Raw genomic sequence first — 15,195 nt, 5'->3', positions numbered from 1 at the left:
CCCCCCGGCCAGGCGGGCCGTGCCCCGCCGTTTCGATCGCGCACCGCGCAAGAACCGCCCATGGAAACCCTGAATGCCGTCGTGGCGACCCGGCTCCTGCCGCCTCGACTGAACCGCTGCTCGATCCCGCGCGCAACGCTGCTGCAAAGCCTGCATGCCGTCCGGTACAGCCGGCTGGTGCTGCTGACCGCGCCCGCCGGCTATGGCAAAACCACCGTGATGGCGCAATGGCGCCAGCGCTTGCTCGCCGACGGCGCGCGCGTGGCCTGGCTGGCCTTGGCCGCCGAGGACGACGACCCGCACCAGCTTTGCGCCAGGCTCGAGGCGAGCCTGCGCCAGGCCGGCATCCGGCCGCGCCGCGCCGTGCCCGCGCCGCCGCAGGACAACCCCGGTCCTGCGGCGTTGCTGCCGGTCCTGGTCGCCCTGCTCGACGGTGTGCCGGGCGAGGTCTATCTGATGCTGGACGGCTTCGACCATCTGCGCCGATCCGCCACGCTGGCGTTCCTGCAAGACCTGCTGCGCGCACGGCTGCCGCACCTGCACCTGGTCGTCGCCGCGCGCGGCGCCACCGGCATGGCGCTGGCCAGGCTGCGCGCCTGCCGGGAGTTGGCCGAGTTCGGCACTGCCGCGCTGGCGTTCACGCTGGCAGAGACGCTGGCGTTCGTCGGCCAGCGTGTCGATGGCTGCTCCGCGCACGGAGGCAGTGCGCAAGCCGCCATCGACGCCGCGGTGGGGCTGCACGAACTGACTGAAGGCTGGCCAGCCGGGCTGGAACTGACCGCCGCTTCGCCGGACCTGGCCGGGCCGGCGGCGTGCGGCTGGAAGGCGCCCGCTTCCATGCATGCCTACTGGCGCGAGGAAGTGACCGCAAGCCTGGGGCCGGCGCTGCTGGCCTTCCTGCAGTGCATCGCCGTGCCGCGGCAGGTCGATGCGGCGCTGGCCGCGCAACTGACCGGCACCGCCGAAGCCGGGCAGCAGCTCGCGCATATCGCGGCGCGCGGGCTGTTCCTGGACATCGTGCCGGGCCATGCGCAGGGTGGCTGGTACCGGCTGCACCCGTTGTTGCGCGGCCACCTGCTGCACGAGCTGGCACGCGCCGGCACGGGCGTGCTGCCGGCACTGCATGTGCGCGCGGCCGCGTGGCTGGCGCGGCATGGGGAGCCTGCCGAGGCCATCGCGCACGCCTTGCAGGGCGACGACTTCGATTGCGTGCAGGCGCTGGTGGAAGGCAATGCCGGACAACTGCCCGGGATCCACCCGCTGCGCGAATTCCTGCAATGGGCGCGCGCCTTACCGCATTGCGCTGCAGCCCGGTGCCACCGAGCTGGCCTTGCTGGGCGGCGCCATGATGGCGCTGGTCGCGTGGCAGGAGGGTAATGCGTATGAAGCCTTGCGCCTGGGCCGGCAGGTGCTGGCGCTGGCGCATCAGGGGTACGGGCGGCGCTCGATTGCCGCCAGCGTATGTGCCGTGCCGGTGGCCGCGGCGCTCTACGAGCAAGACCGCATCGACGCGGCCAGCGAAGTGCTGGCCGGCCGGCTGCAGACGCTGCGCACCGGCACGCCGGACGTGCTGATCGAGGCCGCGCTGTGCCATGCGCGGCTGCAATGGCTGGCTGGCGCGCGCCAGGAAGCGTTGGCCGAGCTGGCCGAGGCCGAGGCGATGTTCCATCGCCGCGGCCTGCCGCGCGGCGTCGCGCGCATGGTGGCAGAGCGCCAGCGCATGACGCTGGCGGGTAAGGACCTGCGCCACGCGCAGCGGCTGCAAGGCGCGCTGGACGAACTGGAGCGCCAGCATGCCGGCACGGCGCCGCGTGAGCAGGAGATCGCCGCGCTCGCGGCGCTGGGCCGCGCGCGCCTGGCGCTGGCCGCGGGCGAGCGGCTGGGGCTGGTACGCACGCTTGCCGACGAGGGCGCGCACGCGCAAGCCTTGATCGACCGCGTCGCGCCGCGCCGCACGGAATACCTGGCGCGGCTGCGCGAGGCGTGCGCGCCGGCGGCGGTGGCTGCCCCGGCAATGCCACAACCGGCACTGCCACTGCCACTGCCACTGCCCCTGCCGCCCGCGGACGCCGGCAACGGCCGGCAGCTGACACGCCGCGAGCGCGAGATCCTGGGCCTGCTCGAGCAATCGATGTCGAACAAGCGCATCGCGCTGGCGCTGAACCTGAGCGTCGATACGGTCAAGTGGAACCTGCGCCAGATCTACGCCAAGCTCGAAGTCTCGCGCCGCTACGACGCCATCCTGGTGGCGCGCAGCGCGGCGCAGCGCGACACCTGATCGTGCTGCGCCTCAGGGCCTATTCCGCAGTCGCGCCGCTGGTCTTGATCATGCGCGCGATCACCGGCTCGGTGGCGTCGAATTCGCGCCGGAACTCGGCCGGGCTGTTGCCGACCGGCTCCATGGCCAGCGCATCCAGGCGCGTGCGCATGGCAGGCGAGAGGATCGAGGCCCGCGCTTCCGTTTCCAGCCGCGACAGGATCGCCGCCGGCGTGCCGGAACGCACGAACAGGCCGAACCACGCCGGCGAGCGCAGCTCATGCTCCTTGAGCCCGGCCTCGGCCATGGTCGGCACCTCGGGCAGTTCCTTGATGCGCTGTTCGCCCATCACGGCCAGCGGACGCACGCGCCCGCTCTTGATATGCGGCCCCAGCGTGGTCATCGAGCCGATCACCCACGACACGTTGCCGGCGATCATGTCCTGCACCATGGGCGCCTCGCCTTTGTAGGCGATGTGCGCCATGTCCAGGCCGCGAGTCTGGTTCAGGTGCGTGCCCACCAGGTGCGGAAAGGTGCCGACGCCATACGAGCCGTAGCTGACCTTGCCCTTGTTCTTCGCGGCCCAGTCGAACAGCTCCTGCACGTTCTTGACCGGCACGTCGCGGTTGACAGCCAGCACGATCTTGCCGACGCACAGCTCGGTGATAAAGGACAGGTCGCGTCGCACGTCGTACTGCACATTGCGGTACAGGTGCGGCGTGTTGATCAGCGGCGCCGAGTGGCTGAGCAGCATCGTATAGCCGTCAGGCGCGCCGCGCGTGATGGCCTGCACCGCGATCACGCCGGCGCCGCCGGGCTTGTTGTCGACGATGATGGTCTGGCCCAGGCGCTTGCCCATGTCTTCGGCCAGGGCGCGCGCCAGCGTGTCGGTGGCGCCGCCGGGCGGCCCCGGCACCACCAGCGTGATCGGGCGCGCCGGATAAGCCTGCGCGCCGCAGGTGGCGCTCCAGGCGCTACAGGCGATCAGGGCGAATGCAATCAGGGAGGTCTTGCTGCGCATGTCGTTTGCCTCGATGGATCAACGGTGTGGGAACGGTGGGGAATGGCGAGATACGACCAAGGTAGCGGATGGGAATGGGTGGCACCCCCCACCGGAATGGGCGGGGCGGGATAGTCCTATCAGTGTCTACCCTAGACCTCTGACGCGCACCGGCTGACAGGCGCCGGAAACGATGCCGGCCGCAGGTGCGGCCGGCAAGGGAAGAGCAGCAAGGGAGAGTAGGGCGGCGGCTCAGCTTGCCGGGAGCACGCCAAGACCCATGGCCTGGAGTTGCGCGATGCCGTCACTGTCGAAGCCCCAGTCGCGCAGCGCTGCTGCGCCGTGCTGGCCGCGTTCGGGGGCGCTGCGCACCACTTCGGAAGGCGTGCCGAGGAAACGCGGCGCGGGAGCCGGCTGTACCACGCCGTCCACCTCGATGAAGCTGCCGCGTGCGCGGTGGTGCGGATGCAGCGGCGCTTCGCTGAACTCAAGCACCGGCGCCACGCAGGCATCGCTGCCTTCGAACGCCGCGCACCATTCGTCGCGCGTGCGGGCCTGGAACACCGCCTCAAAGCGCTGGCGCAACACCGGCCAGCCGCTGCGGTCGTACTGCGCCGGCAGCTCGCTGGCATCGAGGCCGAGACGTTGCAGCAACTCGGCATAGAAGCGTTGCTCCACCGGGCCGATCGAAAAGTATTTGCCGTCGCGGGTCCGGTAGCTGTCGTACCACGGCGCACCGCCGTCCAGCACGTTCGACTGGCGTGCCTCCTTCCATGCCCCCGAGGCCAGCATGCCCCAGAACACGGCGCCCAACTGCGCCGCGCCTTCGGTCATGGCCGCATCGACCACCTGGCCCTTGCCACCGCGCTGCACGTTGAGCAGCGCCGCGACCACGCCCAGCGCCAGCAGCATGCCGCCGCCGCCGTAGTCGCCGACCAGGTTCAGCGGCGGCACCGGCGGCTCGCCCGCGCGCCCGATGCCCGACAGCACGCCGGACAGGGCCACGTAGTTGAGGTCGTGCCCGGCGCGGTCCGCCAGCGGGCCGGTCTGGCCCCAGCCGGTCATGCGCCCGTAGACCAGCTTCGGGTTGCCCGCGAGCGCGACCTCCGGGCCCAGGCCGAGGCGTTCCATGGTGCCGGGGCGGAAGCCTTCGAGCACGACGTCGGCGCGCTCGATCAGCGCCAGCGCCGCGCGCTGCGCTTCGGGCTGCTTCAGGTCCAGCGTGACCGAGCGCCGGCCGCGGCCGGTGATGTCGATACGGCGGGCGCCCTCGGCCTTCTTCGGGCCGAGGTCGGCGGGGGCCTCGGGGCGATCGACGCGGATCACGTCGGCGCCCATGTCGGCCAGCAGCATTGCACCGAACGGGCCCGGCCCGATGGCTTCGAATTCGAGTACGCGGATTCCGCTCAGTACGCCCATGTTGGCTCTCTCCTGTCGTGTGCGGCGGCGGCGCGAGCGCGGCCCATGCCGACGCGTTGCCGTCTGCCTGCAAGTAGACCAAAGGACTGTTGTCGGCGAACCCACCCGTATCAGGTAGGCCGGCGCGATGCGCTTTTGCAGCGCACAAACGCACTCCTATAATCGGCAGCGCCGACTGGCGGCCCGCACCGGGCCGCACGGCAAGTGAAGTTTCCAGTTTCCAGTAAGCCGGAGCCAGCAGTGAGCCAGACCCAGCGCGCCAGCGCATCGCCATCGGCAGCAGAGCATTCCGTGCAAAACGCTTCCCCCGCGCGTCTGCTGCCGGTGCTGAGCGAACTCAGGGAAGAAGTGCGCGCGCTCAGCCGCCGTGCCCACAGGCTGGCACTGGCGCAGGCCGGCGGCGAAGCGAACGACGGTGAAGGTGCCTACCATGCCTGCCTGGCGACGCTGTTCGAGCGCTGGATCGAAGATGGCGCGGGCCGGGCGCAGGTGGTGTGCTTTGCTTCGGCAGCGGAGTTCGGCTTGCCGCTGCACCGCCACGCGGAGCGCTGCCGCGCGGCGGCCATGCGCGATGGTTCTCACGCGGTGCGCGCGTTGTATTGGGCGGCGCTGCACCGCACACGCAGCCGTGTCGGCATGACCGCGCAGATGGACGATGCGCTGGCGGCGGTGCTGCCGTTGGCGGCGGAATCCATGCAGGCGCCGGAAGCGGCCAACGCGTCGCCGCAGGTGCTGTGCCGCCATTGCGAGCGGCTGCGGCTGGATGCGCGCTGCGCCGACGGCCACGGCGCGCTGCGCGCGATGGGCGAGACTCAGTGGCGCAGTGTCGGCGCGGGCGTGCCCTGCCAGACGCGCGCGCACCAGTGCGCATCGTGCAAGACCCGCTGGACGCAGCATCGCAGCGCCGCGGACCCGTTCACCGTCTGGACCATCAGCCGCCGCGGCCAGGTCGTGGCCATGTCGCGGACATGGCCGCGCAGGATGTGAAAATGGCCTGAGATGGCCGCCGGGGGAGGGCGCCGATCCGGCAATCCCCCGAGGCCATAGACGCTCAGTTCACCGCGCGTGCCTTGCCTTCCCAGTGCGGCGCGCGCAGGTCCCGCTTGAGGATCTTGCCGGCGCCAGACAGCGGCAGCGCCTGGCGGAACTCGACGCTCTTCGGGCACTTGTAGCCGGCGATGTGCGCGCGGCAATGCTCGCGGATCTCGTCTTCCGTCGCCTGCGCGCCAGCCTTCAGCACCACCACGGCATGCACGGCCTCGCCCCATCTCTCGTGCGGCACGCCGATCACCGCGCTCATCGCCACCGCGGGATGGCGGCCGATCACGTTCTCGACCTCGGCCGAATAGACGTTCTCGCCGCCGCTGACGATCATGTCCTTGATGCGGTCGACGATAAAGATATAGCCCTGCTCGTTCATGTACGCGCCGTCGCCGGTATGCAGCCAGCCGTCGCGCAGCGCGCGTGCGGTGTCTTCGGGGCGGTTCCAGTAGCCGGGCGTAACGCCGCCGCTGCGCACCAGGATCTCGCCGACGGTGCCGCGCGGCACTTCGTTGCCTTCGGCGTCGGCGATCTTCACCTCGATGCCGATGCCGGCGCACCCGGCCGACAGGTGCAGACCCTGCGCGCGCGCCGCGCTGCCATGGTTGCCGGGCGGGTTGGTGGTGACGATCATCGATTCGGTCATGCCGTAAGAGTGCGCGAACTCGACGCCGGGCAGCTTTTCCATCGCCTGTTCCAGCACCGCAGCGCTGATCGGCGAGGCGCCGTAGCCCAGCCGCCGCACGCTGCCCAGGTCGTGCCTGGCAAAGTCCGGGTGGTGGATCAACATCTGGATGGTGGTCGGCACCATGCCCAGTTCGGTGATGCGTTCGCGCTCGATGGTTTCCAATACCTCGCGCGCTTCGAACGAGGGCAGGATGACGTGGGTCTCGCCCGCGACGAACTGCATCAGCACGCGCGCGATCGCGGCGATATGGAAGAACGGGTTGGTATGCAGCACGCGGCCGCCCTTCAGCGGCGGGGTGTCGGCCATGCGCTGCAGGGTGCCGCACCACAGCGAGCTGTGGGTCTGCATGACGCCCTTGGGGAAGCCCGTGGTGCCGCCGGTGTACATGACGATGGCGAGGTCGTTGCCGCCGCGCTGCGCATCCGGTACCGGCGGGGCGCCCTTGATCAGCCGTTCATAGGACAGCATGCCGGCGGGCGCATCGCCGTCGCCGGCATGGATCAGCACCGGTTCGCGCCGCGCCGTGGCGCGGATGCCGTCGGCCATCGGCAGGAACTGGTCGTCGATGACCAGGATGCCTGTGTCGCAGTCATCGAGCGAGTAGACCACCTCCGGCACGCTCCAGCGCACGTTGACCGGGTTCAGCACGCCGCCGCCCCACCACGCGGCCATGGCGAACTCAAGGTAGCGGTCGGAGTTCTGCGCCAGGATGCCGACGCGGTCGTTCGGCCGCATGCCCAGCGCCTGCAGGGCGCCGGCCAGGCGCGCGACACGGTCGCAGAACGCGCGGTAGCTGCGGCGCCGGCCGCGGAAGATGGTGACGATTTCGTCCGGCTGCTGTTGCAGCGATCGGTGCAGGGTTCGGGTCAGGTACACCGTTGTCTCCGTTCTTGTTTTCTTGACGTTGGGCCGGCGCATGGTCAGGCCGGGTTGGCTGTATTGTGCGGCGCCCGGCGATTATGGAATTCGCATCTGCCGAAGGCAGTGTTTGCCCCGCGGAAGCGCGCCGCCCCGCTACTGGCGCCGGCCGCTACAATCCGCGATGGGACATTTCTGAATACATGTAAGAAGACTTGATGACATACATCGTTGACGCGGTGGACGAGGCGCTGGGCCTGCTGATGCTGGTGGCCGAACATCCTTCGCTGGGAGTGACCGAGCTGGCCCGCCGCGCGGGGCTGACCAAGGCGCGCGCCTTCCGCCTGCTGGCCACGCTGGAGCATCGCGGCATGATTGCGCGCGAGCCCGCGGCCGCGGTCTACAAGCTCAGCTACAACGCCTTGCTGGTGGGCAACGCCGCGCGCGACCAGTTCGACCTGGTCAAGGTGGTGGCGCCGCGGCTGGCGGCGATCGGCGCGGCCTGCGGCGAGAACGTGATCGTGCGCGTGCGCGACGGGCTGGAATCGGTCTGCGTGGCGCGGCACGAATCGTCGCAATCGGTGCGCGTGCATACCGAGGTGGGCAACCGGCGGCCGCTGCATGTGGGCGCCTCGGGCAAGCTGCTGCTGGCGTTTGCGGCGTCCGAGGTGGTCGACGCCGTGGCGGCGCACAGCCTGGAGCGCTTTACCGAGCGCACCATTGCCACCGCCGAGCACTTGCGCGAGGAGCTTGCGGCGATCCGTGCCGCCGGGCACGCCGTGTCGCTGGGCGAGCGCGATGTCGATGCGGTGTCGGCGGCGGCGCCGTTGCGAGACCACGGCGGTGCGGTGGTGGCATCGCTGAGCATTGCCAGCCCCGCCAGCCGGACCACGCCCGAGGCGCTGGCCAGGCATGTCGCGATGGTGGTGGAAGAGGCCGCGGCGCTGTCGCGAGCGTTGGGATATGCCGGCGGCTGACGCCGCGATCGCGTAACAGTTGTCCGGTCATGAGCGGCGCTTCGGCGCCGCTTTTTATTCGCCCTCAGCTTTGTCTTGCCGGGTAAACCCGCCTTACTGGCGCCGTTCTGATGTTTTATTCTCCGACACATCGTATCGGTAAATGAAACAATGTTTCGATCAACGAAATTTCCCCATGCCGCGCTGGCGCTTGCCTTTGCCTTGTCCGCTCTGGCGGGCGCGAGCTGCCCGGCGCATGCCGCCGACCTGCGCATCGGCTACAAGACCGAGGTCAGCGCTGCCGACCCGCATGTGCTTGACGCCGCCGGCCGCAACCTGTGGGGCCATGTGTACGAGACCCTGGTCGGCCTCGACAACGCCTTGCGCCCGGTGCCGCTGCTGGCCACCGGCTGGCGCCAGCTGGATGACCACAACTGGGAATTCCAGCTGCGCCCGGGCGTGAAGTTCAGCAATGGCGCGCCGTTCACCGCAGAGGACGCGCGCTATTCGATCGAGCGCGCACGCAAGCTGCCCGGCGCGCGCACCTTCCGCACCTACCTGAAGTCGGTCGAGGCGGTCGAGGCCACCGGCCCGCTGACGCTGCGCGTGCGCACCCGCACGCCCAACCCGGTGCTGCCGCAGAACATCGGCATGGTGGCGATGCTGCCGCACGGGCTGGGGCCGGGCGTGCGCGAGGCGGACTTCGCCCATGGCCAGGCAAGCATCGGCACCGGCCCGTACCGGCTGGTGGCGTGGGAGCATGGCCAGCAACTGGCGCTGGCGCGCAATCCCGGCTACTGGGGCAGCGCGCAGCCGTGGGACCGGGTGGTGTTCCAGTTCATCCCCAAGGAGCCGGCGCGCGCGTCGGCGCTGCTGTCGGGGCTGGTGGACGTGATCGATGCCTCGTCGGCCAGCATTGCCGAAGCCTTCGCGCGCACCAACGGCCGCATCCGCACGGTGTCGGCGACGTCGTACATGCTCAACTACCTGCAGCTCGACCAGGGGCGGGCGGTCTCGCCCTATGTGCAGGATGCCGCCGGCCGGCCGCTGCCCGCCAATCCGTTGCGCGACGTGCGCGTGCGCCAGGCCATCAACCTGGCGATCGACCGCGACCTGATCGCGGCGCGCGTAACCAAGGGGGATTCGGTGCCCGCCGGGCAGATGGTGCCGGCAGGCTTCTTCGGCTTTGCCCCGGCCGTAGCCGCGCCGCGCGCCGATGCCGCGGAGGTGCGCCGGCTGCTCATCGCGGCAGGCTATCCCGACGGCTTCCGCCTGACGCTGCACTGCCCGAGCGACCGCTACCTGAACGATGCCAAGACCTGCGAGGCCGTGGGCCAGATGCTGACCCGCGCCGGCATCCGCACCGAGGTGCGCACGTTGCCGTACTCGGTCTACATCACCCGCGCCACCTCGGGGGGCGAGGGCGGCAAGCCGGAGTTCAGCGCCTTCCTGCTCGGCATCGGCGCGGTCAGCGGCGATTCGCTGGAACCGCTGGTGGCGGTGGCGCATGCGCAGGACAAGGCCGCTGGCCTGGGCGCGAACAACCGCAGCGGCTATGCCAATCCCGCGCTCGACGCGCTGGTCGAAACCTCCATGCGCACCATGGCGCCGGCGCCGCGCGAGCAGTTGCAGCGCCGTGCCGCCGAAATGCTGGCCGCCGACGCCGGCATCGTGCCGCTGCACCACCTGCGCGCCGCCTGGGCCTACCGGGCCGGGCTGGTGGTGCAGCCGCGCGCCGACGGCTTTACCTACGCCGGCAACATCCGCCCCGCAGCGCCTGCAGCGACCGCTGCGGCGCAACCCTGATTCACCGCTTCCCGTCCTGATCGCTATGCTTGAAACCCTGTTGAAGCGGCTGCTGCAAAGCCTTGTCGTGCTGTGGCTGATGTCGGTGCTGACCTTCTGCGCCGTCAACCTGATCGGCGACCCGGTGCACCTGCTGGTCAGCCCCACCGCCACCGAGCAGGAAATCGCCGACGCGCGCCACGCGCTCGGTCTGGACCTGCCGGTGCCGCAGCAATACCTGCGTTTCATGCAGGGCGCGCTGCGCGGCGACCTGGGCGATTCCTTTATCTACAACCGTCCCGCGATCGAGCTGATCGTCAGCCGCGTGCCCGCCACGCTGGAGCTGGCCGTGACCGCGCTGCTGCTGTCGGTGGGCATCGGCATCCCGATGGGCGTGTTCGCCGGGCTCAGGCCGGACAGCCGGCTGGCGCGCGCGCTGATGGCGGGCTCGCTGGGCGGCGTGATCATGCCGACGTTCTGGGTCGGGATGATCGGCATCCTGGTGTTCTCGGTGAACCTGGGCTGGCTCCCTTCGGGCGGGCGAGGTCCGGTCACCAACGTGCTCGGCATGCCGCTGTCGGTGACCAGCTGGGAAGGCATCCGCTTCCTGCTGCTGCCGGCGCTGACGCTGTCGCTGTTCAAGATCTCGCTGGTGGCGCGGCTGGCCGAGGCCGGCACGCGCGAAGTGGCGGGGCAGGAATACATCAAGTTTGCCCGCGCCAAGGGCGTGGGCGGCGCACGGCTGGTGCTGCGCCACGTGGTGCCCAATGTGCTGATTCCGATCGTCACCGTGGTCGGGCTGGAATTCGGCCACCTGATCGCCTTCTCGGTGGTGACCGAGTCGGTGTTCTCGTGGCCGGGCATGGGCAAGCTGATCATCGATTCGGTGCTGGCGCTGGACCGCCCGGTGGTGGTGGCTTACCTGCTGGTCACGCTGGTGCTGTTCGTGGTGCTGAACCTGGTGGTCGACCTGCTCTACGTGGTGCTCGATCCGCGGCTGCGCCACAAGGCGGGCTGAGCCCGGCTGCATCTACCCTCACAGAAGTCATAGAAAACGAACGAGAACCCATCGATGTCCCTGCCTGCATCCCAACCTGACACTGCCGGGCCGGCGCTGGCGGCAACCGCCGCGCCTGCCGCGCCGCTGCCCATCACGCCGCCCATCACGCCGCCCTCCATGCGGCCCTCGCTGCTGCGGCGCTTCGTCGCCAACCGCGTCGCGGCGGCTGCACTGGCGCTGCTAGTGGTGCTGCTGCTGGTGGCCGCGCTGGCCCATGTCATCAGCCCGCAGAACCCGTATGACCTGGCCACGGTGTCGGTGATCGACGCCGAGCTGCCGCCCGGCAGCGCCGGCTATGAAGGCAACGCGCACTACTGGCTCGGCACCGACGGCGCCGGCCGCGACCTGGTCAGCGCGATCTTCTACGGCATCCGCATCAGTGTGGGCGTGGGCGTGATCAGCGCGGTGGTGGCGCTGATGGTCGGCAGCGCCGTTGGCCTTGCGGCGGCTTACTTCGGCGGCGTGGTCGATGCCGCGATCATGCGCGTGGTCGACCTGCAGCTGAGCCTGCCGGCGGTGCTGGTTGCGCTGATCCTGCTGGCCGTGCTGGGGCAGGGCGTGGACAAGACGCTGCTGGCACTTGTGATCGTGCAGTGGGCCTACTTTGCGCGCACGGTGCGCGGCGCGGCGCAGGTGGAACGGCGCAAGGAGTATGTCGAGGCGGCGCTGGGCCAGGGGCTGCCGGCGCTGCGCGTGATGTTCCGCCATATCCTGCCCAACTGCATGGCGCCGCTGGTGGTGACCGGCACGCTGCAGATCGCGCATGCAATCACGCTGGAAGCGACCATGAGCTTCCTCGGCATCGGCCTGCCGCGCACGCAGCCGTCGCTGGGCATGCTGATCGCCAACGGCTTCGAGTACATGCTGTCGAACAAGTACTGGATCAGCATTTTCCCGGGCGTGGCCCTGGTGCTGCTGATCGGCTCGATCAACCTGGTGGGCGACCGCCTGCGCCGCGTGCTGAACCCGCGGCTGGACAGCTGAGGCCGGGAGAAGGACATGGCACTACTGGAAGTCTGCGGGCTGAGCACCAGCTTTGCATTGGCCAACGGTCGCAAGGCACTGAAGGCCGTCGACGATGTCTCCTTCACGCTGGAGCCGGGCGAGATCCTCGGCATCGTCGGCGAGTCCGGTTCGGGCAAGTCGGTGACGGCGTTCTCGCTGATGAACCTGCTGGACCCGCCCGGGCGCGTCACCGGCGGCTCGGTCCGCTTCAAGGGGCAGGAGTTGCTGGCGTGCTCGCCGCGCCAGTGGCAGGCGCTGCGCGGCGACCGCATCGCGATGGTGTTCCAGGATCCGATGATGTCGCTGAACCCGGTGATGCGCGTCGGCGACCAGCTGGTCGAGACCGTGCGGGTGCACCACCGCCGCACCCGCGCGCAGGCGCATGCGCAGGCGGTCGATGCGCTGGCGCGCGTGGGCATCCCGGCGCCGCAGGAACGCATGCGCGCCTATCCGCACGAGCTGTCCGGCGGCATGCGCCAGCGCGTGGCGATCGCCAATGCGCTGGTCAACCGGCCCGACCTGATCATTGCCGACGAGCCCACCACGGCGCTGGACGTCACCATCCAGGCGCAGATCCTGTTCGAGATGAAGCAGCTGGTGCGCGAGACCGGCGCCGCCGCGATCTGGATCAGCCATGACCTGGCCGTGGTCAAGGACCTGGTCGACCGTGTCTGCGTGATGTACGCCGGCAGGATAGTGGAGCAGGGGCCGGTGGCCGAGCTGATCGCGCGGCCGCTGCATCCCTACACGCGCGGGCTGCTCGACTCATTGCCCACGCCTGGAATGCGCGGCGCCACGCTGCGCGCCATTCCCGGCGCCGCGCCGGCATTGGCAGCGCTGCCGCCGGGATGCGCCTTCGCGCCGCGCTGCCCGCGCGTGCGCGAGGCCTGCAGCCAGCCGCCCGCGGCAACCCAGCTGCGCGGCCGCACGCTGCGCTGTTTTTACCCATTGGAGTCGGCATGACTGTGCTGCTTGAAACCCGCCAGCTGCAGAAACGATTTTCGCTCAAGCCCGGCCTGCTGGGCCGCATGGCAGGCAAACCGGTGCAGGCGGTGCATGCCGTCAACGAGGTCTCGCTGCAGGTGCGCCAGGGCGAGGTGCTGGGCGTGGTCGGCGAGTCCGGCTGCGGCAAGTCCACGCTGGGCCGCATGCTGGCCGGGCTGCTGCCGCAGAGCGGCGGCGAGATCGCGTGGGAAGGGCGGCGCGCGGATGTCGCGTCGGCCGGCTATCACCGCGCGGTGCAGATGGTGTTCCAGAATCCCTACGCCTCGCTCAATCCGCGGCTGCGCATCGGCCAGGCCATTACCGAGGGCGCGGTCTACCACCGCATGGTCAGCCGCGCGCGGGCGACGGAGCTGGCCGGCGAACTGTTGCAGCAGGTCGGGCTCGACCCCAGCTACGCCGAGCGCTATCCGCATGAGTTCTCCGGCGGCCAGCGCCAGCGCGTGGCGATTGCCCGCGCGCTGGCGCTGCGCCCGCGGCTGCTGATCTGCGATGAGGCCGTGTCCGCGCTCGATGTCTCGGTGCAGGCGCAGATCATCAACCTGTTCATGCAGTTGCGGCGCGAGCATGGGCTGACCTACGTCTTTATCAGCCACAACCTGGCGGTGGTGGAACACATGTCAGACCGCGTCGCGATCATGTACCTGGGCCGCGTCGTCGAGAGCGGCGATGCCCGCACCGTGTTCGCCGCGCCCAACCATCCCTATACCCGCGCGCTGCTGGCTGATGCGCCGCGGCTGGGCGGCGGCGCTGCCAGCCACCAGCCGATCCGTGGCGAGTTGCCGAGCCCGCTGGCGCCGCCCACCGGCTGCGCCTTCCATCCGCGCTGCCCGCATGCGAGCGCACGCTGCGCCGCCGAAGTGCCGGTGCTGCGCGATGTTGGCGGACGCCTCTCCGCCTGCCACCTGAATGACTAGCTAGCCGCCGCGCGCGGCACGCCTCGCTCCCGGATTTGCGCTGCCATCCCGCCAGGGCGGGACGGCGGGGAGCGTTCGCGCCGCGCGCAGGAACGAGAACCGCGGCAGACGGGAAATCCAACGGGGGAAGTCATGCACCGCCAACCAAGGAAAGGGAGAAGAGCCATGATTCAAGTCAGACCATATCGGCGGCACGTACGCCATGCCTGCATCGGTAGCGCGCTGGCGCTGCTGTCGGCCGCGGCCGACGCATCGGTGACGCTGTACGGCCGCATCGATACCGACATCGAATACCAGAAGGGACCGGAAGGCTCGGCCACGCAGATGGTCGACAACGCCTCGCGCTGGGGCATGCGCGGCAGCGAAGACCTCGGCGGCGGCCTGCGCGCCGCGTTCGGCCTGGAGCAGGGCTTTGCTGCCGACAGCGGCATGGCCACCAACCCGCAGTTCCGCAATGCCTTCGTCGGGCTGCAGGGCGGCTTTGGCGCGTTTGCGCTGGGCCGGCTGGATTCGGCAACCATCGTCGGTTCGCCGATCTATTCGCAGGTGACGCAGAACGTGGACTTTGCCATCCACGATGCCGGCGCCACCGCGATCGGCACCAAGGTGCTGAATGCGCGCAACCGCGTGTCCAATGCGCTCGGCTACATGACCCCCGACTTTGGCGGCTTTTCCGTGCGGGCGCGCGTGAACCTGGCCGGCCCTGATCCGGCCACGCCCAACGCCAGCTCGCCGGTGAAGGCGGAAGACGATTTCCGCCAGTACGACATCGGCCTGAACTATGCGGCGGGCAAGTTTGCCGCGGGCCTGGGCTATTCGCGCGATGCCAAGACCGGCGGGCTGGTCGCCAACGACTTCCGCGACAAGGTGCAGGCGGTGGCGTCCTATGACTTCACCGTGGTCAACGTGTACGGGCTCTACGGTCGCGACCGCTACGCCGGCACCGCCACCACGCGCACCGACGTGCCGTACTGGCTGGTCGGCTTCACCGTGCCGTACGGCGCGCACAGCGTGACCGTCAACTACATGGAGCGCGCGGTGCAGCGCGACCCGCAGGGCCGCCTGAAGAAAGTGCAGGCCGCCTATGGCTACCGCCTCAGCAAGCGCACCATGCCTTATGTCTTCTTCGATCGAGAGGACCCGAACTCGCACAAGGCCGGCGATACCGTGACCACGGCCGGCATCGGCATCCAGCACAAATTCTGAG

At 69.9% G+C, this 15,195-nt stretch carries 13 protein-coding genes; 10 read left to right on the top strand and 3 right to left on the bottom strand.

Going from position 1 to position 15,195, the window contains the following annotated elements; all coding sequences use genetic code 11:
- The first annotated feature begins 60 nt into the window (after positions 1 to 60).
- Both ACIP1U_RS08950 and ACIP1U_RS08945 read left to right on the top strand, forming a co-directional pair.
- Entirely contained in the window at positions 61 to 1,377 is a 1,317-nt protein-coding gene (locus ACIP1U_RS08950) for an AAA family ATPase (protein WP_400314063.1), read from the top strand.
- Positions 1,346 to 2,278 carry a LuxR C-terminal-related transcriptional regulator gene (locus tag ACIP1U_RS08945; RefSeq protein WP_400314061.1) on the top strand — a complete coding sequence of 311 codons (933 nt, stop codon included), beginning with the start codon at positions 1,346 to 1,348 and terminating at the stop codon, positions 2,276 to 2,278. The genes ACIP1U_RS08950 and ACIP1U_RS08945 overlap by 32 nt, the downstream gene beginning before the upstream one ends.
- A gap of 19 nt (positions 2,279 to 2,297) precedes the next feature.
- Here the strand turns inward: ACIP1U_RS08945 and ACIP1U_RS08940 are convergent, their stop codons facing one another.
- Both ACIP1U_RS08940 and ACIP1U_RS08935 read right to left on the bottom strand, forming a co-directional pair.
- On the bottom strand, positions 2,298 to 3,278 hold the full coding sequence (locus ACIP1U_RS08940; protein ID WP_400314058.1) for a Bug family tripartite tricarboxylate transporter substrate binding protein: 981 nt from the start codon (positions 3,276 to 3,278) through the stop codon (positions 2,298 to 2,300).
- Positions 3,279 to 3,509: 231 nt separating this feature from the next.
- Complete coding sequence (locus ACIP1U_RS08935; RefSeq protein WP_400314055.1) at positions 3,510 to 4,676, bottom strand: CaiB/BaiF CoA transferase family protein; 1,167 nt, start codon at positions 4,674 to 4,676, stop codon at positions 3,510 to 3,512.
- Positions 4,677 to 4,967: 291 nt separating this feature from the next.
- Here ACIP1U_RS08935 and ACIP1U_RS08930 point away from each other — a divergent pair, with 291 nt between their 5' ends.
- Positions 4,968 to 5,663, top strand: a complete 696-nt coding sequence (locus ACIP1U_RS08930; protein ID WP_400314052.1) for a hypothetical protein — start codon at positions 4,968 to 4,970, stop codon at positions 5,661 to 5,663.
- Positions 5,664 to 5,727: 64 nt separating this feature from the next.
- Here ACIP1U_RS08930 and ACIP1U_RS08925 read toward each other — a convergent pair whose 3' ends face one another.
- Positions 5,728 to 7,281, bottom strand: coding sequence for a long-chain-fatty-acid--CoA ligase (locus ACIP1U_RS08925; RefSeq protein ID WP_400314050.1), 1,554 nt, complete (start codon positions 7,279 to 7,281; stop codon positions 5,728 to 5,730).
- Between the two features lie 200 nt (positions 7,282 to 7,481).
- On the opposite strand from ACIP1U_RS08925, the gene ACIP1U_RS08920 reads away from it, so the two are divergent.
- The 7 genes from ACIP1U_RS08920 to ACIP1U_RS08890 all read left to right on the top strand — a co-directional run bounded on the left by ACIP1U_RS08920 (position 7,482) and on the right by ACIP1U_RS08890 (position 15,194).
- The gene (locus ACIP1U_RS08920; RefSeq protein ID WP_400314048.1) at positions 7,482 to 8,240 is read left to right on the top strand and encodes an IclR family transcriptional regulator; all 759 of its coding nucleotides are present in this window, start codon (positions 7,482 to 7,484) and stop codon (positions 8,238 to 8,240) included.
- Positions 8,241 to 8,390: 150 nt separating this feature from the next.
- The gene (locus ACIP1U_RS08915; protein ID WP_400314046.1) at positions 8,391 to 10,025 is read left to right on the top strand and encodes an ABC transporter substrate-binding protein; all 1,635 of its coding nucleotides are present in this window, start codon (positions 8,391 to 8,393) and stop codon (positions 10,023 to 10,025) included.
- 25 nt (positions 10,026 to 10,050) lie between these two features.
- Positions 10,051 to 11,022 carry an ABC transporter permease gene (locus tag ACIP1U_RS08910; RefSeq protein WP_400314044.1) on the top strand — a complete coding sequence of 324 codons (972 nt, stop codon included), beginning with the start codon at positions 10,051 to 10,053 and terminating at the stop codon, positions 11,020 to 11,022.
- A 54-nt stretch (positions 11,023 to 11,076) separates the two neighbouring features.
- Entirely contained in the window at positions 11,077 to 12,048 is a 972-nt protein-coding gene (locus ACIP1U_RS08905; protein WP_400314041.1) for an ABC transporter permease, read from the top strand.
- 15 nt (positions 12,049 to 12,063) lie between these two features.
- Positions 12,064 to 13,032 (top strand): ABC transporter ATP-binding protein, encoded by a 969-nt coding sequence (locus ACIP1U_RS08900; protein ID WP_400314039.1) that lies wholly within the window; start codon positions 12,064 to 12,066, stop codon positions 13,030 to 13,032.
- Positions 13,029 to 13,988, top strand: a complete 960-nt coding sequence (locus ACIP1U_RS08895) for an ABC transporter ATP-binding protein (protein WP_400314037.1) — start codon at positions 13,029 to 13,031, stop codon at positions 13,986 to 13,988. Before ACIP1U_RS08900 ends, ACIP1U_RS08895 begins: the two co-directional genes overlap by 4 nt.
- 165 nt (positions 13,989 to 14,153) lie before the next feature.
- Complete coding sequence (locus ACIP1U_RS08890) at positions 14,154 to 15,194, top strand: porin (protein ID WP_400314035.1); 1,041 nt, start codon at positions 14,154 to 14,156, stop codon at positions 15,192 to 15,194.
- Position 15,195: the final 1 nt, after the last annotated feature.

The sequence above is a fragment of the Cupriavidus sp. NPDC089707 genome (genome assembly GCF_044748965.1).
GTDB lineage: Bacteria > Pseudomonadota > Gammaproteobacteria > Burkholderiales > Burkholderiaceae > Cupriavidus.
This window is presented reverse-complemented; position numbering and strand designations above follow the sequence as displayed.